The 18,835-nt window shown below is 61.7% G+C and carries 15 protein-coding genes and 3 pseudogenes; 7 read left to right on the top strand and 11 right to left on the bottom strand.

Annotated elements, in window-relative coordinates:
• Positions 1 to 68: 68 nt before the first annotated feature.
• A complete protein-coding gene (locus CAP2UW1_RS01840) occupies positions 69 to 1,118 on the bottom strand; it encodes a Fic family protein (protein WP_041568036.1) in 1,050 nt (349 codons plus the stop codon).
• 389 nt (positions 1,119 to 1,507) lie between these two features.
• Here CAP2UW1_RS01840 and CAP2UW1_RS01835 point away from each other — a divergent pair, with 389 nt between their 5' ends.
• The 7 genes from CAP2UW1_RS01835 (at position 1,508) to CAP2UW1_RS01805 (ending at position 8,280) form a co-directional block, all read left to right on the top strand.
• Positions 1,508 to 2,506 (top strand): ATP-binding domain-containing protein, encoded by a 999-nt coding sequence (locus tag CAP2UW1_RS01835; protein WP_041567661.1) that lies wholly within the window; start codon positions 1,508 to 1,510, stop codon positions 2,504 to 2,506.
• Positions 2,507 to 3,245: 739 nt separating this feature from the next.
• The gene (locus CAP2UW1_RS01830; RefSeq protein ID WP_199931550.1) at positions 3,246 to 4,019 is read left to right on the top strand and encodes a hypothetical protein; all 774 of its coding nucleotides are present in this window, start codon (positions 3,246 to 3,248) and stop codon (positions 4,017 to 4,019) included.
• A complete protein-coding gene (locus CAP2UW1_RS01825) occupies positions 4,016 to 5,485 on the top strand; it encodes a HEAT repeat domain-containing protein (RefSeq protein ID WP_012807160.1) in 1,470 nt (489 codons plus the stop codon). The genes CAP2UW1_RS01830 and CAP2UW1_RS01825 overlap by 4 nt, the downstream gene beginning before the upstream one ends.
• Entirely contained in the window at positions 5,457 to 6,815 is a 1,359-nt protein-coding gene (locus CAP2UW1_RS01820; protein ID WP_012806779.1) for an IS1182 family transposase, read from the top strand. The genes CAP2UW1_RS01825 and CAP2UW1_RS01820 overlap by 29 nt, the downstream gene beginning before the upstream one ends.
• On the top strand, positions 6,776 to 7,393 hold the full coding sequence (locus tag CAP2UW1_RS01815; RefSeq protein ID WP_199931549.1) for a class I SAM-dependent methyltransferase: 618 nt from the start codon (positions 6,776 to 6,778) through the stop codon (positions 7,391 to 7,393). Before CAP2UW1_RS01820 ends, CAP2UW1_RS01815 begins: the two co-directional genes overlap by 40 nt.
• Positions 7,390 to 7,683, top strand: a complete 294-nt coding sequence (locus CAP2UW1_RS01810; protein ID WP_012807158.1) for a MazG nucleotide pyrophosphohydrolase domain-containing protein — start codon at positions 7,390 to 7,392, stop codon at positions 7,681 to 7,683. Before CAP2UW1_RS01815 ends, CAP2UW1_RS01810 begins: the two co-directional genes overlap by 4 nt.
• A 6-nt stretch (positions 7,684 to 7,689) precedes the next feature.
• Entirely contained in the window at positions 7,690 to 8,280 is a 591-nt protein-coding gene (locus CAP2UW1_RS01805; RefSeq protein ID WP_081444088.1) for an AAA family ATPase, read from the top strand.
• 9 nt (positions 8,281 to 8,289) lie between these two features.
• On the opposite strand, the gene CAP2UW1_RS01800 is transcribed toward CAP2UW1_RS01805, so the two are convergent.
• The 10 genes and pseudogenes from CAP2UW1_RS01800 to CAP2UW1_RS01760 form a co-directional block, all read right to left on the bottom strand.
• Positions 8,290 to 8,559, bottom strand: a complete 270-nt coding sequence (locus tag CAP2UW1_RS01800; protein ID WP_041567658.1) for a sensor histidine kinase — start codon at positions 8,557 to 8,559, stop codon at positions 8,290 to 8,292.
• A 231-nt stretch (positions 8,560 to 8,790) separates the two neighbouring features.
• A pseudogene (locus CAP2UW1_RS25920) lies at positions 8,791 to 8,985 on the bottom strand (tyrosine-type recombinase/integrase); the annotation flags it as partial.
• Between the two features lie 106 nt (positions 8,986 to 9,091).
• Positions 9,092 to 10,606 carry a DUF1254 domain-containing protein gene (locus CAP2UW1_RS01795; protein WP_012807157.1) on the bottom strand — a complete coding sequence of 505 codons (1,515 nt, stop codon included), beginning with the start codon at positions 10,604 to 10,606 and terminating at the stop codon, positions 9,092 to 9,094.
• A gap of 148 nt (positions 10,607 to 10,754) precedes the next feature.
• A pseudogene (locus CAP2UW1_RS01790) lies at positions 10,755 to 12,824 on the bottom strand (type I restriction enzyme subunit R domain-containing protein); the annotation flags it as partial.
• A 320-nt stretch (positions 12,825 to 13,144) separates the two neighbouring features.
• Positions 13,145 to 13,948, bottom strand: coding sequence for an IS21-like element helper ATPase IstB (istB, locus tag CAP2UW1_RS01785; RefSeq protein WP_012806914.1), 804 nt, complete (start codon positions 13,946 to 13,948; stop codon positions 13,145 to 13,147).
• A 55-nt stretch (positions 13,949 to 14,003) separates the two neighbouring features.
• Positions 14,004 to 15,530 carry an IS21 family transposase gene (gene istA / locus CAP2UW1_RS01780; protein ID WP_012806915.1) on the bottom strand — a complete coding sequence of 509 codons (1,527 nt, stop codon included), beginning with the start codon at positions 15,528 to 15,530 and terminating at the stop codon, positions 14,004 to 14,006.
• Between the two features lie 194 nt (positions 15,531 to 15,724).
• Positions 15,725 to 16,690 (bottom strand): annotated as a pseudogene (locus CAP2UW1_RS01775) (type I restriction endonuclease); the annotation flags it as partial.
• Positions 16,691 to 16,741: 51 nt separating this feature from the next.
• A complete protein-coding gene (locus CAP2UW1_RS01770) occupies positions 16,742 to 16,927 on the bottom strand; it encodes a hypothetical protein (protein WP_012807156.1) in 186 nt (61 codons plus the stop codon).
• A complete protein-coding gene (locus CAP2UW1_RS01765) occupies positions 16,924 to 17,499 on the bottom strand; it encodes an AAA family ATPase (protein ID WP_012807155.1) in 576 nt (191 codons plus the stop codon). Before CAP2UW1_RS01765 ends, CAP2UW1_RS01770 begins: the two co-directional genes overlap by 4 nt.
• Positions 17,496 to 18,749 (bottom strand): restriction endonuclease subunit S, encoded by a 1,254-nt coding sequence (locus tag CAP2UW1_RS01760; protein ID WP_012807154.1) that lies wholly within the window; start codon positions 18,747 to 18,749, stop codon positions 17,496 to 17,498. The genes CAP2UW1_RS01765 and CAP2UW1_RS01760 overlap by 4 nt, the downstream gene beginning before the upstream one ends.
• Positions 18,750 to 18,835: the final 86 nt, after the last annotated feature.

Genomic DNA, 18,835 nt, shown 5'->3' with positions numbered 1-18,835 from the left:
CGCTGCTCGTCGTGGACCTCGAGTTGCGAAAGATCGCCTTGGTGGCGAATGGCGGGCGTGAATTTCCCCTATCGCAACTCGTACCAGACGCCCCTGCCGGCGCCGTGCTGACCCAGGCGGCCTTGCTCGACCAGCGCCCGGAAATGCTGCTTGAGCGTGTTGCGATTGCCGCCGGTCAGTCGAATCGCATCGCCCATCGTGATGCGACCATGCTCGCGTGCGAACTCGACAATCTGGAGCGACAGTTCAGGTAGCGAGGCCAATACCAGCTTTTCACGCTCGACCTTGCGATTGAGACGACGGACCTGTTCGGCGAGCGTGCGCAGGAAGAACGTCAGCCACGGTTGCCAATTCGGCGAAGTCGTACGGATCGTGCCTTGCGTTTGCCGCAAGGCCAGGTAGTAGGCCTCCTTGCTTTGCTCGACCACGCTTTCCAACGAGCTGTAAGGCACGTAGGCATACCCGGCCTGCAAGAGCAACAGGGTTGTGAGAACCCGGCTGAGCCGGCCGTTGCCGTCCTGGAATGGATGGATCTCGAGGAAGATCACGATCCAGATACCGATGAGCAGCAAGGGGTGAAGCTGTCCTGCCTGACGTTCTGCGTTGAACCAGGTGATCAGTTCAGCCATCAGGGATGGCGTGTCGAATGGCGTCGCGGTTGCGAAGACGACGCCCAGTTGTTTCCCGTCCTCAGCAAAGGCCACTACGCTGTTGGCAGTCGTCTTGTAGTTGCCTCGATGCCATGCATCCTTCTCGCTGTAGGTCAGGAGATCGCGGTGCAATTGCTTGATGTGGTTCTCGGTCAGCGCGATGTCCTGCCAGGACGAAAACACCAGTTCCATGACCTCGGCGTAGCCGGCTACCTCTTGTTCGTCCCGTGTGGCGAAAGACTTGATCTGCAGATTGGACAGCAGGCGCTGGACTTCGCGATCGGACAGCCTGCTGCCCTCGATGCGGGTGGATGAACCGATGCTCTCGATGGTGGCGACCCGCCGCAGTGCGGCCAGCCGATCCGGCGCCAGCGTACCGAGCGCGCGCCAAGCTCCCTTAAACTCATCGATTCCGGCGATGAGACTGAGGATTTCCGGGGTTATCTGAACGGCATGCGAGGCGATCATGCCGACAATGTTACATCCAATTACACCCATTTCAACACAGGCCCAAGAAGCGCGCAGAACGTAACTTTGCGCCATGGGGCAGGTCGTCGGGGCAGAGCTGACGCAGTTGGCAACGATGATCATGCTCAGCGCCTTGGTCTGCAGCAGCCAGCCGATGATGCTGGCCTCGCCCGGTGCCCAGTTGGGCAGGCGGCCAGCAAGGTGCGCGCCGAGCAGCTTGCCGCTGACCGACACGCCGAGCAGGATGCCGGCGGCGACGAATACGGCCTCACCGCCGAGCGTCCAGTTGGTGCGCAGGCCGGTGCTCAGGAAAAAGACTGGCATGACGACCAGCAGCACATGGTGGCGCAACAGGTCCATGCACTCCTGATCGAACCCACTCGGTGTCCATGATCGCTCCCGCCAGGAAGGCGCCGGGCAACTGGCGCTCACTCGACCCGCTCCGCAGCTATTGCGAACTCCGGGGTATGCCGGTGCAGCAGGCCGATGAAGACCGCAGCGGCTTCTGGACTCTGCGCGAAACGCAGGCGATGATCGGCTGGTTGCGAACGCGCGACAGTGCGTTGATCGACGTACCAACGATCCGGCAGTGGCTGGCACTGCAGCCCGAGGGTCGGCCTGACGCCCATTGGTGGAGCTATCTGCGCGAGGCAGTGGCCGAGTATGCGCTCGATGCCGGTGACGCCGAACTGCCGCTCGACCATTTCCTCGACTGGTTGGCCGAGTGGGGCCGGGAAGCGCGCCGTCGGCAGACCGGCTTGCTGCTGCTGACCGCGCACCGGGCCAAGGGTCTCGAATTCGATCACGTCGCGGTCCTCGATGGCGACTGGCTGCGAAGCGGCGCCAACGAGGATGCGGACGCCACGCGCCGCCTGTACTACGTGGCCATGACACGCGCCCGCAAGACGCTGGCGCTGGCGCGCTTCGATCGCGGTCAGGCCTGGCTCGATGCTTTGCCAGGAGGGCCGTCCGACTCGCCGGCCTTCCTGCGTCGCCGCGCGACGCCGCTGCCAACGCCGCCACCCGAACTGGCGCGTCGCCATCGGCGACTCGGCTGGCGACAGATCGACCTCGACTTTGCCGCACGCCATCCTCCCGGCCACGCCATTCACCGGGCACTGGCCGCACTCACCGCAGGCAGCCGGATCGCGCTTCGCCAAACATCGGCCGGCGCCTGGCGACTGTGCGATGCGCAAGGGGTCGACGTCGGCGCCCTGTCGCAGCACTTCGAACCGGAAACCCACATGCACGGCATCGAAGCCCGCGTCGCTGCCATCCACGTGCGCCGACCGAGGGACGTGGCGGAGGCATACCGGTCCCGGATCAGCGCGCAATGCGAATCGTGGGAGATGGTGGTTCCCGAGCTGGTGTATGCGCCGGGTAGCTGACGAAGCTTCAGCAGGCAGGTCATCCGGTCATCGGCAAGCACCGTAACGCTCAACGAGCCAGCCCAATCCTTCCAGCCACTCGTCGTGAATTGCGGCGCGAGGTGCCCTGCAGACGTGAGGAGTTGACGCTCAATTCCCGTGGCAAGGCGAGAGGATGCCAACAATCACTGAGAGGCGATCAAGGAACCACTGCGAACGATCGCCTATCAGCCATAACGGCCGTTGGCCTGTGTAGCTCAATCAGGCAGCAATCTACCGCTTACCTGCCGTTCAACCTTGATAGGTCGCGAACGGCAGCTTGCCTTTCTGGCGAATGCGCACTCCCGACCCATAGCGGTCATTGAACTTCACCAACTTCCGACGACCGGTACCGCCCCTACTCCGGACATTCGCTTTGCATTGAGGCGACGCTTGCTTCGTGGGTGAGCCAGTATCGCCGCCACGCCTAGAGCCCGAGCGCCCCGCTCTCGGAGATGCCGGGCGCCACCCTGGGCGAGGACGAACCCAGCCCCAACCGGTGCGGAAGTGCGAATCCGTCGAGCGCATTGCTTGGTAGAGGTGATGTGTTGGGGAGCGTGCAGGCGCACAAGCGCAAAGCTCGATGCCAATGCCAGACGAGCTCCCATTGCCCGTCGTGAGAGGACTCGTCCCCGGCGAATGGCCCCTGGCGCTGAGCGGGGCGGGACTCGTATGACTTTTCACGGGCTCCCCGGCCCAAGTGCGAGATTGACGCCGTTTGATGAAGGCGCATATACTCTCGTTGGCACCGTTGGATCTCTTATCCTTCCAGTCCTACCGAGAACGAATTCGAATCAACCCGTTAGCTGTCTTGCGTCAGGCTGAACTGATCGGAGCAGAGATGAAACAGCTATTGGCTACCATCTTGCTGGGAGCAGGCAACGTCGTTGCGATCACCCTGCTCAAGCATCTGGAGAGCCGCCAGGTGGAAAGCCTGCTGGCCGTCATTGCCAGCGCTTGCGTGGGGATCATTCTCACGAAGGCTGGCGAATACCTGTTACTGGAACTGCCGCTGAGATTTCGTCCGCTGAGACGATTGCTGGATCCGCGGGCGGCGCTGGAGGGACGCTGGCTCGAACACATCCCCGGCTTGCCCGGGAATCCCTACACCGTCCTCACGATTTCCTACAATGCGGAATCCAAGTCGTACTGCATGCACGGACGAAACTACGACATCAATCGTAATGAGCTCCGCACCTTCGACAGCCAGCACGTCAGCATTTCCAGCTCACTCAATCAAGTCCTCTATACGTACACTGCCCATCAGAGCCTTGAGAACCAATCCGACGCCGCCGGCGTCTGTTGCATGGACTTCCGATCGAGCAACTCCGGCAAGCTCGATAGCGGCCAAGGATTCTTCTTCAACCGCGATCCCCAGGCGACCAAGTTCTCCTTCTCCTTCAAACGGGTCGCCGGACGCGACGCGGAAAGCGACCAGAGCATCATTGATCGAATGACGCCGGCACCAGCGTTGCCCATCGCCGTGCATCAATGACCGCTGTCGCCTACGGCCAGATGGTCGCAGAACTCGTGGCCGGACAGGTCACCAGCTTGATGGACCACGCCTTGTCGGAGGCCGTGCTGCGACGGTTGGCTCGTGAGCTCGATGCGTGCTCCGCCTTCAAGACGACCATCCCTCATCTGCTCAGTCAGTTTGCCCGTAACGTTCCGCGGACCTACGACTGGAACTGTGGAAGTCTGCTGCAGCACGCGCCAGCGGAACCTCTGTTCTCCTCCATTCCTGCCGACGGTGCGCTGCGGACCCGACTGCGCGAGTCCATCGGGTTGACCTGGTGTCTGGGGCAGTTCTTGCTTCGAGACCAGCGCATCATCGACTTCTTGGAGGAAACGGTGGCCCTCGCTGACAACCCCCAATCCTGGTGGAGAGCGGCATTCTCCCTGGAACGGATCGGGCTGGTCGAGGCTGTGAGTTATTTGAAAGCTGCCCTGAAGTACCAGGGAGTCCCCGACCTTGACCTCTGTCTGAATTCATTGGGCAACGAGAAATCCCGTATCGGAATCCTCTTGCAGAGCGACTCACGAAACCTCGAAAAAGCGATCATACCTCGCCTGCGCGCCGTCGTGGGAAGCAGGAGCAGCATCAGCGGCACCAAGGAGGACCTGCTGGCGGCGGTATGGTTGCTGGCTCGTTTGAATCACCACGACCAGCACATCCGTGCGGCGCTAAAACGACTGGCCCGAGACCAGGACTATGAGATCCAGTTCTATTCCCTGCACGCGATCTCACGCCTCGGATCCCCTCACTTCGTCGATGACCTTCTGGAATTTCTGCGCCATGACACGCCCCATCTCCGGGTAATCGCCGCGGAGGGGCTGGGCAGAATCGACCTACCCCGAAGCGCCGAAGGGCTACGGCAGCGCCTCAGGTTGGAGATCAACGACGAGGTAGTTGGGACCATTACCGAGTCGCTGTATGCGCTGACCAACTATTACAGCCGCCAGAACTCGTTCATCGCCCGCACCGTGGGCGCGAGCGAGAACGGCATGATCGTCGACAAGGGCGACAAGTGGTACGGCAACCCGAGTATCTATCATGAGTTCAGCGCCTGTCAGGACCCGGAAAACGTATGCTTTGGCTTGCTTCAGCATCTGCTGGAGGGCGCGGAGATCGTGAATCCGATCGACCTCGGCAGCGGCACCGGCCGCCTGGCCTGGTACTTCCTGGAGCACTTCGCGTTCGAAGGGCAGATGTTCTGCCTGGATGTCAGCGAGGAGATGTGCCGCTTCCTGAACCAGCGCGCCACACGAGAGTGCATTGGCAGCGATCGCATCGTGATACGCCAAGGTGCCATAGAGGCAGCGGCAAGCGTCGTGGGCGAGCAATCGAGCTCGCTAGCAGCCTGTCGGACTTTCGGCTTGCTCCCCACCGGATATGCTATAATCATGCCTTTTGAAGCAACCGAGGGCCGGCATGTCCCACTTCATCGTCACCGACCGTAAGACCGACTACCTGCTACCGCCGTCACTGGACGATTGGCTGAACCAGGATCACCTGGCGCGATTCATCGTGGAGGTAGTCGACCAGCTGGACCTGTCGAAGCTGACGCGACAGTACGCTGGACGTGGATCGAAGGCGTACCATCCGGCGACCCTGCTGGCAATTCTGGTCTATGGCTACGCCACGGGTATTTTCTCCAGCCGCAGGCTGGAGCGGGCAACCTACGATTCGGTAGCCTTCCGCTACATTGCCGCCGGAAGCCATCCCGATCACGACAGCCTGGCGACGTTCCGCCGGCGTTTTCTGGACGAACTGAGCGACCTGTTTCTGCAGGTCCTGGCGATGGCCAAGGAAATGAAGCTGCTCAAGCTAGGTAACGTCTGTCTTGACGGCACGAAGATCGACGCCAACGCCTCAAGGCACAGCGCGCTCTCCCACGGACACATCGAAAAGCTGGAAGCCCAGCTCAAGGCTGAGGTGCAGGAACTCTTCAGCTTGGCGGAACAGGCGGATCAAGCCGACGTTCCGGACGGCGTCAGCCTGCCCGAAGAAATCAAGCGTCGTGAAGATCGGCTGGCGGCGATGGCAGTGGCCAAGGCGAAGATTGCTGCCCGGGCCGAAGAGCGTTATCAGCGAGAGAAAGCCGATTACGACGAGAAAATGGCGCGGCGCGCGGCCAAGGAAGAAGCGGCCGGCAAGAAGTTGGGCGGCAAGCCGCCGAAAGCCCCCGAGCCCGGCGCACGGGACAGTGACCAGATCAATCTGACCGACGAAGAATCGCGCATCATGCCGGTGGCCGGTGGCGGCTTCGAACAAGCGTACAACGCCCAGGCCGGGGTTGATGCGGCGACGATGCTGGTTGTGGCGGTCGGCGTGACGCAAGCCCCCAATGACAAAGAGCAGGTCGAGCCGATGCTGGCGACGCTCAAGGCACAAGCCGAGGTGCTGGGTCCCGTGGAAAGTTTGATCGCCGACAGTGGCTTCTGCAGCGAGAAGAACATCAAGGCATGCGAGGCCGCCAGTATCGATCCGGTGATCGCGGTGGCTCGCGACGAGCACCACCCTGACTGGCGGGAGCGGCACAGCGAACCGGCGCCGCTGCCGGAGAATGCGACACCCGTGCAGGCCCTGTCGCATCGCTTGAAGACCAAAGCGGGACGAGCCCTCTATGCCTTGCGCAAGCAGACCGTCGAGCCGGTCTTCGGTATCATCAAATCGGTCATGGGCTTTCGCCAGTTCTCGCTGCGCGGTTTGAAGAAGGTCACGGGCGAGTGGACGCTGGTCTGCCTGGCGTGGAACTTGAAGCGCATGGCCAAATTGCGCCCACAGTAGGGAAAACGAGGAGAAAACCGTCCAAAAGGCCGCAAAGTCGAGAAAATCCGGCCTTTTCATTCCGCATTGTGAAATTTGGCGGTTTTCTAAACCTCAAGTCCGACAGGCTGCTAGTGATTGCGAACTTCGCCTTTCCCAGTCGGTACTCGGAGCAGGATCGCATCTGGTCTGAGATCGAAGCTGTGCATCGATGTCTGCGCCCCGGTGGCAAGCTGATCACCATCGGATGGGACGAGACCTTCAACGACGAACTGAACGAGATGTGGTATCGCTTCGTGCCTGATGGAATTACCGCACGCAACTTCGAGGAGTGGCGTCAGTCGCGTGCCGCCGGATTTCATTCCGCCCGGAACTCTCAACTCACCTGGTTTCGCCGCAGACTTCGCGTGAATCTCCAGTTCCCGTCGGTGGATAGTGCCGCCCGTGTGATGGGATATCTGTTTGGACGAAGCGCCATCTGGGATGTCCTTCACAAGCACAAGACAACCTGGACCATGTCTCTCGGCATCACTGTAGACACCAGGGAACAGCTTAAGACAATCCTCGATAAGCGAAGCGAAAAGGACCTGGGAAAATGACCATTTCGGATAGCCCACCTGATTCCTTGTCCCATCTACAGACCTGGGTTGGTCAGCGATACTCCACGGTGGACCAGGCTCGCGGGCCAGAAAAGACCTTCCTCTTTTTCGTTGAAGAGGTCGGCGAGCTAGCTACCGCTCTTTCCCGGCGGAACGCAGAGAATATCGAAGAGGAGATTGGCGACGTCCTGATGTGGTTGGTCTCATTGGCCAACCTGACAGGCACTGATCTACGAGATTGTGTAGCCGCATACTTGCGCAGAAATTCCGGCACAAAGCCCAAGGTGTGATGACAGATGACGGATGTCAGTCCAGCCGAAGACCAAATACCAGCTCTGCTAGCGGCAGCTCCGAACCATCAAACCCGATGGTGCATCATCTCTGGCCCACCCTGTTCCGGAAAAACTACGCTCCTTCAAGAACTGTCCAGGCGTGGGTTTCGCACGAACTCCGATCTCTCGCGCAAACATTTCGAGGATCAGCGTGCAGCAGGCTTGGACCTCGAGCAGCTTCGTAGCTCGGGGGCGTCTCTGCATCGCAAGCTGTTCCTGCGCATGTTGTCTAACGCCGCCGGGTTGCCCCCGGATCAGCTTGTCTTCCATGACTACGGATTGCCGGACAATGTCGCCTTTCGCCTCGCGGACGGCCTGCCTGAGGATCCGGATCTGATGCGCAGCTGTGCTGCTTTCCGCTACTGGAAGGTCTTCCTGCTGGCACCCGTGCCGTTCGTGCGTGACGGGATTCGGATGGAGGATGAGGCGTACCAACATCAGCTGGCCGCTCTCCTGCCGGGGGTCTACGAGTCCTTGGGCTACGCTCCCATTTCAGTACCGCTCGAGAGTGTCCACAATCGTTGTCAGCAGATCCTGTCTGTAGTCAGCGCGTGATCTCCGCTCTCACCCCGCCGGTTCCGGGCTCGGGCACAGCGGGTCGACTGAAGCGCCGGGGTGCATCGGCAAGCGGACGGTCAAGGTGGTTCCCCGGCCGACCTCGCTCTCGAAGTCGATGGTGCCGTGGTGACGGTCCACCACGATCGAACGGGCGATGGCCAGCCCCTGGCCGGTGCCCTTGCCCACCGGCTTGGTGGTGAAGAAGGGATCGTACACCCGCGACCGGACAGCGAGGGGGATGCCGCTCCCGGTGTCGGCGATTCGCACCCGAACCATCCCGCCTCCACTCGCGACTGAATGGTAATCTTGCCCCGGACTCCGGACGAGGCCACCACGTCGCTGATGGCATGGGCGGCATTGACCAGCCGGCGTCACCGTCGTTATGAGGTGCTGGCAACCAACGCGCCACTGCGACTACAGGTTCGGTTTCGGCGGCACAGCAGTCGCCCCAACAATGAAGTTCTCGATTGCCTCACCGGCCGCTGATGGCCGTCAGCACGCGTCCGACATGATCCTTGCGTACTGCCGAGTCGAGACATGCAGCGACTTTGCCACCCGACTTGGGAAAAGAAACTGGTCACCGCGTCGCTGAGACTTTTCCAGCCACGCGGTGACGGCTGCTCTCGTCGGCTCGCTCAGTTCGAACTGCACAGGTCGCTGGGTCTTCCTCTGGATCACGATTGCACGGGGCAGTACCTGATTTCAAATGCGCCCACGCGGCAAGAAAAAGCCCGCCGTCCGGCGGGCTTTTTGTCTTCAGACTGTCCTTCAGCGGCAGGCGCGGTAGCCGACCGGCCCGGGCACCCGGCTAGGACGCTTCCTTGACCTCGGGAACCTTCCAGCTGCCATCGAGGATCGACGGCGCCTGTTCCTTCGGCCAGTACAAACGCATCATCAGGATAAAGTCACCCGTGGGTGCCGGCAGCCAGTTCGATTCCTTGCTCTTGCCCGGCGATTCGTTCTGGATGTAAAGATCGACCGATCCGTCCGCGTTCGCCTTGAGCTTGTTGCGCTGGCTCAAGGTGTAGCGATTCAGCTTGTTGTCGACAAAGAAGTAGTCCGCGTCGTACATCGTCAGTGACCAGAAGCCGTTCACGGGCGGCAGTTGGCCCTTTTCGAAGCGCAGGACGTACTTTTTCTCGCCGTTGTACTTGGCGGCAATGTCCGGTCCCGTGGAAGTCGGATACACGGCATCTTCCGGCCGGTTGGCGCCGAGGCCGATCGCGGTGACGAGCGCACGCTGCAGGTAATTCGTGCCGTACAGGCCCGTCTTTGTCGTGAACAGCCAGCCGTTTTCGAGCTTCATGTCGCCCGCCACGATGCCGGCCTTCATCCAGTCCATGATCAGGTCCTGAGCCGGCTTGGGCGCCCCGGCAAGGCCCTTGGCCACGGCGGGATCGAGCTTGGCGACGTCGAAATCCTGCCCCGGAACGATGCCGATCTTGGACAGCTTGGCCAGCATCGGAGCATCGTCAGCGGCCGCCGGATTGGTCTTGAGCAGTTCCGCGAAGAGCTTGAAGTACGCGGTGGCATCGAGCGCATTGACTTGCTCGCGCACGGCGGTCTTCATGTCGATGGCCGGATCGACCGTGCCGGGGGGCGGCGAGTAGGGCTTCCCGTAGGCAGACAAAGGCACGACCGAGATCTTGTCCTGCAATGTGTGCACCGCCTTGTAGTCCTCGGGGGTACCGGTGCTGTAGATGCGCCCGAGAACCCAGACCAGACCCGTCGGTGCCTTGTACTCGGTCACGCCAGCAGGCAATTCGCCCGACCAGCCCGGTCCGGTAATGGCGTAGGTCTGCGCCTTCGTGCCCGTCGTCCGCTTGCCCGGCACCTGGAACACGTTGGTCCAGCCGTCGAGCATCGGGAAAAGGAAGTAGCGGTCCTTCATGTCCGGGAGGCTCAGGATCCAGGGTTCCTTGGACACGTCGATCCAGGTGGTCGTGTAGAGCGTGTCGGCGTTCGGCGCCGTGACATCGCGGTACGACGCGTCGGGATAGCTGCGCATCCGGACGAAGTGCCCCATCGGAGCCCGGGAGCCTTGCGGTGCTTCCACGTTGGTCATGATGCGGCGCGTCATTTCCATCGTAACCAGCGGATAGGCGTAGACGTAGCTCTCGATGGCAATCACCCGTGCTTCGGCTTCCTTCGCCGCCGCTTCGACCGCCTTCGCTTCTGCCTCAAGCTTTGCTTTGGCTTCCGCAGCAACACGGTCGACCTGGGGTTCCACCTGTTTGCCGCATGCACCGAGCAGGACAAGGGAAAGCACGGTCAGCCCGATCGAGACACGCCTGAGCCGCTGGCTGGTGGGTTGTTCATTCATTGAGGAATCTCCTTGTTGGACCTGGAACCGCAAAGCTATCACGACAGGAGATGACGTCGCTAGTGGTTGCGATCGTCGTGCCAGCGATCGCTCGCTTCCGCGGGAATCCCGGCGAGCGGGGACAGCGCGTGTCTAAACTTCTGGGTGATTATCTGCCCGCCTTCCTTGCCTCAGCCAGTCGGTCATAGACTTGGCTACCCAGCCATTTTGAGACAAGCTCTTGCATCTCCGGCTTGCCCATGTAATCGGAGAACAGGTCCTCGTTCAGCTCCATCCGCTCAATGAACAGGGACTCGAGCACCTGCCGGAACACCAACTGGAACTTGTCGAGGGAGTTGACCGCTGCCGCCTTCTGCAGTGATTCGTTCAGGCTCGCCGCTTCAGCGATCTGATCGAAAAACAACTGGTCCGCCTCGTTCAACTCGCCGCCGAAGCGCTGGTTGATGAAGTCGATCAGGCGAGACAGCGAAACGAGCTCTTCGCGTACCATGCCCGACCCCACCTCGCGCTGGCCGTCCAGCGGTTTGGCATAGCCCTCGTCGAGGCTGATCGAGCCTTCACTGATCTTCTGCAAGCGATAGTAGTCGAGCTCGACCTCCTCGTCGAACTGGTAACCCGACCCGCTCTTGCGCTTGGGCAGCTTCAACGCGAGGAGCCGCAGGTACGTGAACAGCCTTTCCAGATCGCTGTCCTGGTAGGGGATCACCTGGCTCAGAAAGCTGTAAAGATTGCGGAAGGCCTGCAACTTGCCACGCCACAGCTCGGCTTCCTCTTCTTCCGTGTTCTGCAACTGCACGAAGCGCGCGACCGCCTGATCGAGGATCGCGTTCATCGTCTTGTGGTCGGCGGGGCTCTGGCGGCGTTTCGGGGCGAAGAACACCCGCGCCAGTTCGGCCACTTCCGTCTGGAGGTAGATCCCCGAGGCATCGAGCTCGGCCTTGACCTCGTACAGCTTGTCGGGATCGACCTGCTCGCCCATCACGGAGCCTTCGTAGTATTGACGGAAAGCCTCCTGGATCTCGCCGGGCTCATTGACGAAATCGAGCACGAAAGTGTCGTCCTTGAGCGGATGGGTACGATTCAAGCGCGACAGCGTCTGCACGGCCTGAATGCCCGCCAGGCGCTTGTCCACATACATCGTGTGCAGCAGCGGCTGATCGAAGCCGGTCTGGTACTTCTCGGCCACCAACAGCACGCGGAAGTCCGGCTTGGCGAAGGCGTCGGGCAGTTCCTTCTCCTTGAGGCCGCCATTCATCTCGACCTCCGTGTACGACTTCTCCGGGATCTTGTCGTCTTCCACCGTACCGGAGAACGCCACCAGGCTCTTGATCGGGTAGCCCTTTTCCTGGATGTAGCGGTCGAACTCCTGCTTGTAGCGCACCGCCTCCAGCCGCGAGCCGGTCACCACCATCGCCTTGGCATGCCCGCCGATCTTGTGCCGGGTAAAGTGCTGAAAGTGCTCGACCATCACCTCGCTCTTCTGGCCGATGTTGTGTGGGTGCAGACGCATGAAGCGGGCCAACGCCTTGGCGGCCTTCTTGCGCTCGACGTTGGGGTCGTCCTCGGCCTTCTTGATCAGCTTGTAGTAGGTCTTGTAGGTGACGTAATTCTTCAGCACGTCCTCGATGAAGCCTTCCTCAATCGCCTGGCGCATGGTGTAGCGGTGGAAGGCTTGGCCATTGCGGCCGAAGATCGCCAGCGTCTTGTGTTTAGGCGTGGCGGTGAAGGCGAAAAAGCTCATGTTCGGCTGATGGCCCCGCTTGGCCATGGAGCGGAACAGGCGCTCGAGTTCGAGCTCGCACTCCTCCTCGGCCATTTCCCACGCCTTGCGGCGCAGCTCCGCGCCGCCCAGCACACCCTTGAGCTCCGTCGCCGTTTCGCCCGATTGCGAGCTGTGCGCCTCATCGATGATCACCGCGTACTTGCGCGCGGGCAGATGGCTCTTGCCGCCTTCGCCGCGCTCCTCGCTCAGCTTGGCTAGCTGCCCGGACACGAACGGAAATTTCTGCAACGTGGTGATGATGATCGGCACGCCGGCTTCCAGCGCCTCGGCGAGCTGGCGCGAATCCTCGTCGATCTTCTGCACCACGCCCTGGCGGTGGTCGAACTGGTAAATGGTGTTCTGCAACTGACGATCCAACACCACCCGGTCGGTGATGACCACCACGCTGTCGAACACCCGCTCATCGCGTTCGTTGTGCAGGCTGGACAGGCGGTGTCAATTTGCGGCACATTAAGGCCAGCGAATCGCGGCGTAATGTGGCCAGCAGAAGTGGCTGTTTTAGCGGTTTCGGACGGGTCGGTTTTACGCCGTTTTCAGTCTTTTTGCAACGTGGCAAGTGGCGACCGGAAGGGTGTCCAGGGGACCGTGGAATAAATGCCGGCTGTTTGGCGTTTATGCCGCGAAAGCCCCTTGACACCCTGGAGGTCGCAGACGCTGACGGCAGTTGTCGGGGATGTTTTTTCATCCCCGGCGGCTGCCTCACGGCGAGTGCGGGGTCTGGGGCAGCGCCCCAGGGTTTGCTCGCCGCTGAGGGTCTAACGTGCGGCCGGGGGAGGCTTGGAAGCGTCCCTGCCCGCCGTGGCCTGGACGGGCGACCGGACTTCCGGCAGGGGCCGCGGTTTGCGCCGGGTCTCGCCGTCGAGAATGATCTGATAAGCACGGTCGCGCAAACGGTCGAGCGTCGCCGCCCCCATCAACTTGTTGGGAAACGCCGCGCCCCACTCGTCGAAGTGCAAATTGCTGGTCAGCAAGGTGGTCGTGCGCTCATAACGGGCATCAATCAGATCGTGGAAATCCTCATCCTGCGGCGAGCGCATAGGACGCAGCCCGAAGTCATCAATTGCCAGCACATCGACGCGGGCCAGTTGACGCAGCTTGCGCTCAAAGGAATCGGTCGCCCGCGCCGCGTGCAGCTGAGCCAGTAGCTTGGCGTGCGAAATGAACAGGACCTCATGGCCGGCGCGCAGTGCGCAATGGCAGAGCGACTGGACCAGGTGAGACTTGCCCGTACCGGTCGGACCGGCGATCAGAACCGGCGCCTGTTCGAGGACGAATCGGCAGGTTGCCAGCTCGGCAATCAAGGCGTGATTGACCGACGGACTGTGGCTGCAATCGAAACGTTCCAGAGTCTTGTCGCCGACCACCTGCGCCTTGCGCAGGCGCTGGGCAAACTGACGCTGATCACGACGGGCGACTTCGTCCTCGACCAGCAACGCCAGGAAGTCGGTGTAGGCCAGCTTGGCCTCGATCGCCTGACGGTTTCTCGCCTCGAGCGAGTCGAGGATGCCGGACAGGCGCAGTTGCTTGAGCAGGGGTTCAAGTGGGAGCATGGGATTCATGAGAGGATTCCAGATAGATAAGGGATGAGCAAGGAGCGGCGCGCCGTGCGGCGGCTCAATGCAACAGATCGGAGGGTTGGCGGCGGAAGTGGCCGCCACTCAGATAGGGCGCTTCCAGCGTCGGCGCGTCGATCAACTCCGGCTGCTGGTCGAGTCCGGTCTGGAGGATCTGCTTGATCGTGCGATAGCTCGGCGTACCAAAGTTCAGCGCGCGGCTACACGCCGCGTCGAGTCGGTTGCGACCGAACTGATCGGCCAAGCGCAGCAAGCCCTGGACGGCGCGCAGCTGATCGAGCACACGCTTCGCGAACAAGCTCTCGACGACCGCCCGACAAGCCGGCCCGACCGCCGTGGCCTGGGTCAAGCACCACTGCGGATCGCGCATGAAGTAAGCCTGGGCGTCGGGTGGCAGATGATCCGCGACGGTCGACCGCGTACCCGCTTTGAACAGGCGCGGATGGATCGCCACCAGCTCGTGCTCGTGATAGAGGCGTACGACATCCGGCGTGATTTCCAACCACAGCGTCTGGTGGATCAGGCGAAACGGCGCTGAGTAGTGGCAATACGCATGCTGGACGTGGCCGTTGCCGTGCAGCTTGGCCTTAGCCCAGGTTGGGCACGTTGGCGCGACGGCGGGCAGCGGCTGCAGCAGCGCTTGCTCGGTTTCGTTGAAGCGCATGAGCGGCCGCTCACGCGTACTGCCGTGGAGGCGATTGCCTGCCTCGCCCTGAATCCACGCCTCTAATTGCGCATTCGCGTGCGCCAGGCTATGAAACTCGCGCAGCGGCATGAAGTTGCCCTTGACATATTTGACTCCCGACTCCACGCGGCCTTTCTTGGCCGGGTCCGCGACCGGACAGGGGTCGATTACAAAGGCATAGCCGAGCGCGAGTTCGGCGTAGGCGCGCTGCACCGTCGGCTCGTAGTAGCAGGCGCGCGTGATCGCGCACTTCGGGTTGTCTATCCGTACCTTGCGCGGGACGCCGTTGAACCACTCGAAGGCGTGCCGGTGGCAGGCCAGCCAGGTCTCGACGCTCTGGTTGCGCACCACTTCGGCGTACTGGTGCCGACTCCACGACAAGGTCATGACGAAGAACCAGGTCTTGAACACCTCGCCGGAATGGCGGTCGGTGATCAGCGGTCCCGAACCGAAGTCGACCTGCGCTTGTTCGCCGACGGCAAAGTCGAGCATCACGGTCGCCACCGGGGCGGGGGCCGCTTCGCTACGCAGGAAGCGATAGACGGCATGCACGCTGCCGCCGTAGCCGTACCGGCGGGCCAGCGCCTGGCGGATGCTGCTCACGGCAATGCCCTGACGGTGCCACTCGAGAACGTTCTCGCGAAAGGGCTCCACAGTGGACAGGTGGCTCGCGTTCTTGACCGCCCCGCCGCCCGCCGTCTGGTAGTAACGCGCCATCGTCGCGTCGTCCGGCAGCGGGCTCGTCGCCTCCAGCCAGTTCTGCGCGGCGGCGATGTCTCGCACACGTGCGACGGTGTCGCGCCCGACCCCCTGTGCTCGGGCGACCGCCCGATTGCTTTCGCCCAGTCGCAGGCGTTGAATCATTTGTCGTATTTCGTACATTTCGAACTTCCTGTTAGCCATTGCGCCTGCCCCCGGCAAAATTGCCAGAGGTTACACAATCGGAAGTCCAAAACCGCCTCTACTTGCCTTCTACGTGGCCTTATTGTGCCGCGATTGCTCTGGCCTCATTGCGCCGCGAGTCCAGTGGCCTCATTACGCCGCCACCGAAATGGCCTTATAGCGGCGCGAACTAACAGGCGGTGCGCCAGCCAGGCAATCGTATTGCTTTTACCACTGCCTGCCGAGTGCTCAACCAGATAGTTATGTCCCACACCTTCGATGGCAGCGGCGGCCACCATCGGGCGCACCGCCTGCAACTGGTGATAGCGCGGGAAGATCAGGCTTTCCTTGCGAATCTTCTTGCCGTCGTCCGTCGTCTTCTCTTGCATATCGAGATGCAGAAAGCGGGCGAGCAGGTCGAGCAAGCTGTCGCGTTGCAGGACCTCTTCCCACACGTACGCCGTCTTGTAGTTGCGCCCCTCGCGGTCGGGCGGGTTGCCGGCTCCGCCGTCCAGGCCCCGGTTGAAGGGCAGAAAGTGAGTGGATGAACCGGCCAGACGCGTGGCCATGTGAGCCTCTTCGGTATCCACAGCGAAATGCACCAGCGTGCGTTTGGTGAACACAAAGATCGGTTCACGGGGGTCACGGTCGTTGCGGTACTGGTGGATGGCATTCGCCGCCGTCTGTCGGCTCAAGGGGTTCTTGAGCTCCAGCGTTACGACCGGAATGCCGTTGACCGACAACACCACATCGAGCGACTTTTGGGACTTGCGGCTGAAGTGCAGTTGTCGGGTGAGCCCCAGCCGATTGGCCTGATAGCGCGCCTCCAGCTCAGGGTTCAGGCCGTGCGCCGGACGAAAGAAGGCCATCCGCAAGGTCTTGCCGAAACACTTGAAACCGTGACGCAGCGTGGCCAGCGTGCCGTGGGTGTCCAGCCACTTGCACAGCGATTCCAGCACCCGCGTGCCGGTCTGCTCGCCATGCAACGCCGCCAGCTTCTCCCACACATTGGTTTGGGTGGCACGGATGAAGTCCAGCGCTTCATCGGGGAAGATCGCCCGCTCGCGGTCAAAGCCCGTGCCATCGAGCGACGTATAGCCCTCGCCGAGCAGGACCCACTCGATGGCGGTTTCAAAAGCGGCTTCGCTGGTGCGCTTCATGCTCGGTTCCGTGGTCGGTGGGGGTCCCGAGGGGTCAGAGCACCACCGCAGTCAGCGCGCCCTTGCCGGCACGACGGGCGCGTCTTCACCCCGCACCACCGGCTTGCCGTTCTCCCAGGTGACAGCGTACTGACCCAGACGCCGCTTCTTCTCCAGAACATTCGCAACGGACTTCCGGAGCGCGTCCAGTTGCTTCTGGCCCTCCGGGGACGGGGTCGTGATTTGCTTGGCGTTCATCGTTCGGCCCTCTCAAGCAATAGTTGATAGTAGTCAGCGCGCAGGATGGTACGCTGGTCTCCGCACTGCTCGAAGACCAGCTCCGGATTTTCACCATCGTTCATGAAGCAGATGCAGCGGTCGACGCGGCGGCTGAAGTCGTTCAGCAGGTGGCGCAGGCTGCGCGGGAAGCGCCGCTCGATATCCGCCTCCGGGATGGCGTGCCCACCGTGGGCCACCCGCTCGGCGACGCGCAGCTTTGACATCTCCGCGCTGGGCAGCGCCAGATAGATCAGGTCCACCCGCCAGCCGTCGCGGCGCAGCCGGTCGACCATTCGCAGATAGGCGCGTCCAGCCAGGGTGGTTTCGAACGCGAAGCTTTCACCGGCCACGATCCGGGTTTCCAGCTCCCGCAGGAAGATGCGGCTGGCGGCCAGCAACTCCCGCTCCGGGGCGAGCGGCGCAAGTCCTGCGGCGATCAGGTCGGCGTTGATGAAGTGCGCGCAGCCCGCCACCGTCGGCAGGTACTCCAGCGCAAAGGTGGTCTTGCCCGCGCCGTTGGGGCCGGCGATGATCCAGCAGGTGCGGGTCATCCGGTCATTTCCTCCAGCGGGATCTGGCCGGAGACGGCGGCGGTGATCAGCGCGGCGCGGCGTTCTTTCAGCAACTCCACGCTACCTCGGACAGCCTTCCGCTGAAGATCGATTCGTTTGGCGCCGTCCCTAATTTCAAGAACGATGCGCTCTTGCTCTTCGAGGGGAGGGACCGGTATGCGTATCGCGCTGAAAGTCTCTCGATTGATTTTTGGCATTGCCACCCGAGCCGATTCGAGTTCGGCCCACACCGAGAAATCCTCGGAGAGCAAGAAATACTGGAGATATTCCGGCATCAGCCTTTTAGAAGGACGGAGCGCATACATGTCCGCGCTGCACAAACAGTCGTCCTCGGCCAGCACCACCTTGCGCAACGCGGGACGAATTTTCGAGTAGAGAACATCGCCTTGCTTGCAGAAGTACTTGCCGCTCATGGCACCTTGATCCGCAGAGGTCTCCGTATGCGTAACTTCGCCGGTGCGTGACTCGATGTGATTGGGCGCCACGAGAATCATTTCCAAAAATCTGTCATCTTCAGGGTCTACCTGCCCTTCAGATATGAATACATCCCATGAGAACTTGGTCGTTGGCCAATGCGCCGGAATCTCGCCCAGCCATTCCTGGCCAGAGGGTTTGAGCGGGGAATTCGGATCAAGGCCGCGGGTGACGACGCGGCTGATGAGGGCTGCGCGCTTTTCTTCCAGCAGCGCCAGCATGCGTTCCTTCTCGGCGATCAGCCCGTCGATGCGGGCGGTTTCGCGGTCGAGGTAGGAGGCGATGAGGCGCTGAGCCCCCAGTTCCGGCAGGCTGACATTGATATCGCCGAGATCGGATGCATTGATTGCCGGATAGCTGACGCCGGTTGATCGGCTTTCGACCCCCCACAGAAAGCTGCTTGCACGCAGGGCGTACTTGCAGAATCGGTGATCGAGCTCGTTCGACGGCCTGACGACTGCAAATCCCGTCGAGACAATCAGATTGTCTGGCGGATTTTCGACTGACGCGATCGCTTGCAGGTAGGTCCGAACGGTAGAGACGATTACGTCACCATCGCGCACGATGCGGCGGGCTCGGCTGGGCGCATCGTCAAACCGATGGTTGACGATGTCGTGAAACCGCCCTTGAGAGTCAACATTGCCGATGTCGATGTAAGCCAACTCGAAGTCAGCATCAGTCGATTCTGAGAGTGTCTCGTCGTTGATCGTCGCGGCGTACTTCAGGCGCCGACTAGAGAACAGAGTTGCAAGCATCACTCCGTCACTTCCCCCAGCAACTCCAGAATCCGCGGCTCCACGCCGGCCAATTCCGCATCGATCTCGTGCCGATTGACCCGCGG

It is taken from the genome of Candidatus Accumulibacter phosphatis, assembly GCF_000024165.1.
Classification (GTDB): Bacteria; Pseudomonadota; Gammaproteobacteria; order Burkholderiales; family Rhodocyclaceae; genus Accumulibacter; species Accumulibacter phosphatis.
This window is presented reverse-complemented; position numbering and strand designations above follow the sequence as displayed.

What these genes read in the sequence shown, in the direction of transcription:
- CAP2UW1_RS01825 (WP_012807160.1), top strand. Translation starts at nt 4,016, where the DNA reads ATGACCGCTGTCGCCTACGGCCAGATGGTCGCAGAACTCGTGGCCGGA.
- CAP2UW1_RS01770 (WP_012807156.1), bottom strand. Translation starts at nt 16,927, where the DNA reads ATGAACGCCAAGCAAATCACGACCCCGTCCCCGGAGGGCCAGAAGCAA.
- istA (WP_012806915.1), bottom strand. Translation starts at nt 15,530, where the DNA reads ATGTACGAAATACGACAAATGATTCAACGCCTGCGACTGGGCGAAAGC.
- CAP2UW1_RS01760 (WP_012807154.1), bottom strand. Translation starts at nt 18,749, where the DNA reads ATGCTTGCAACTCTGTTCTCTAGTCGGCGCCTGAAGTACGCCGCGACG.
- CAP2UW1_RS01820 (WP_012806779.1), top strand. Translation starts at nt 5,457, where the DNA reads ATGTCCCACTTCATCGTCACCGACCGTAAGACCGACTACCTGCTACCG.
- CAP2UW1_RS01810 (WP_012807158.1), top strand. Translation starts at nt 7,390, where the DNA reads ATGACCATTTCGGATAGCCCACCTGATTCCTTGTCCCATCTACAGACC.
- CAP2UW1_RS01830 (WP_199931550.1), top strand. Translation starts at nt 3,246, where the DNA reads ATGAAGGCGCATATACTCTCGTTGGCACCGTTGGATCTCTTATCCTTC.
- CAP2UW1_RS01840 (WP_041568036.1), bottom strand. Translation starts at nt 1,118, where the DNA reads ATGATCGCCTCGCATGCCGTTCAGATAACCCCGGAAATCCTCAGTCTC.
- CAP2UW1_RS01835 (WP_041567661.1), top strand. Translation starts at nt 1,508, where the DNA reads ATGATCGCTCCCGCCAGGAAGGCGCCGGGCAACTGGCGCTCACTCGAC.
- CAP2UW1_RS01765 (WP_012807155.1), bottom strand. Translation starts at nt 17,499, where the DNA reads ATGACCCGCACCTGCTGGATCATCGCCGGCCCCAACGGCGCGGGCAAG.
- CAP2UW1_RS01800 (WP_041567658.1), bottom strand. Translation starts at nt 8,559, where the DNA reads ATGGTTCGGGTGCGAATCGCCGACACCGGGAGCGGCATCCCCCTCGCT.
- CAP2UW1_RS01805 (WP_081444088.1), top strand. Translation starts at nt 7,690, where the DNA reads ATGACGGATGTCAGTCCAGCCGAAGACCAAATACCAGCTCTGCTAGCG.
- istB (WP_012806914.1), bottom strand. Translation starts at nt 13,948, where the DNA reads ATGAATCCCATGCTCCCACTTGAACCCCTGCTCAAGCAACTGCGCCTG.
- CAP2UW1_RS01795 (WP_012807157.1), bottom strand. Translation starts at nt 10,606, where the DNA reads ATGAATGAACAACCCACCAGCCAGCGGCTCAGGCGTGTCTCGATCGGG.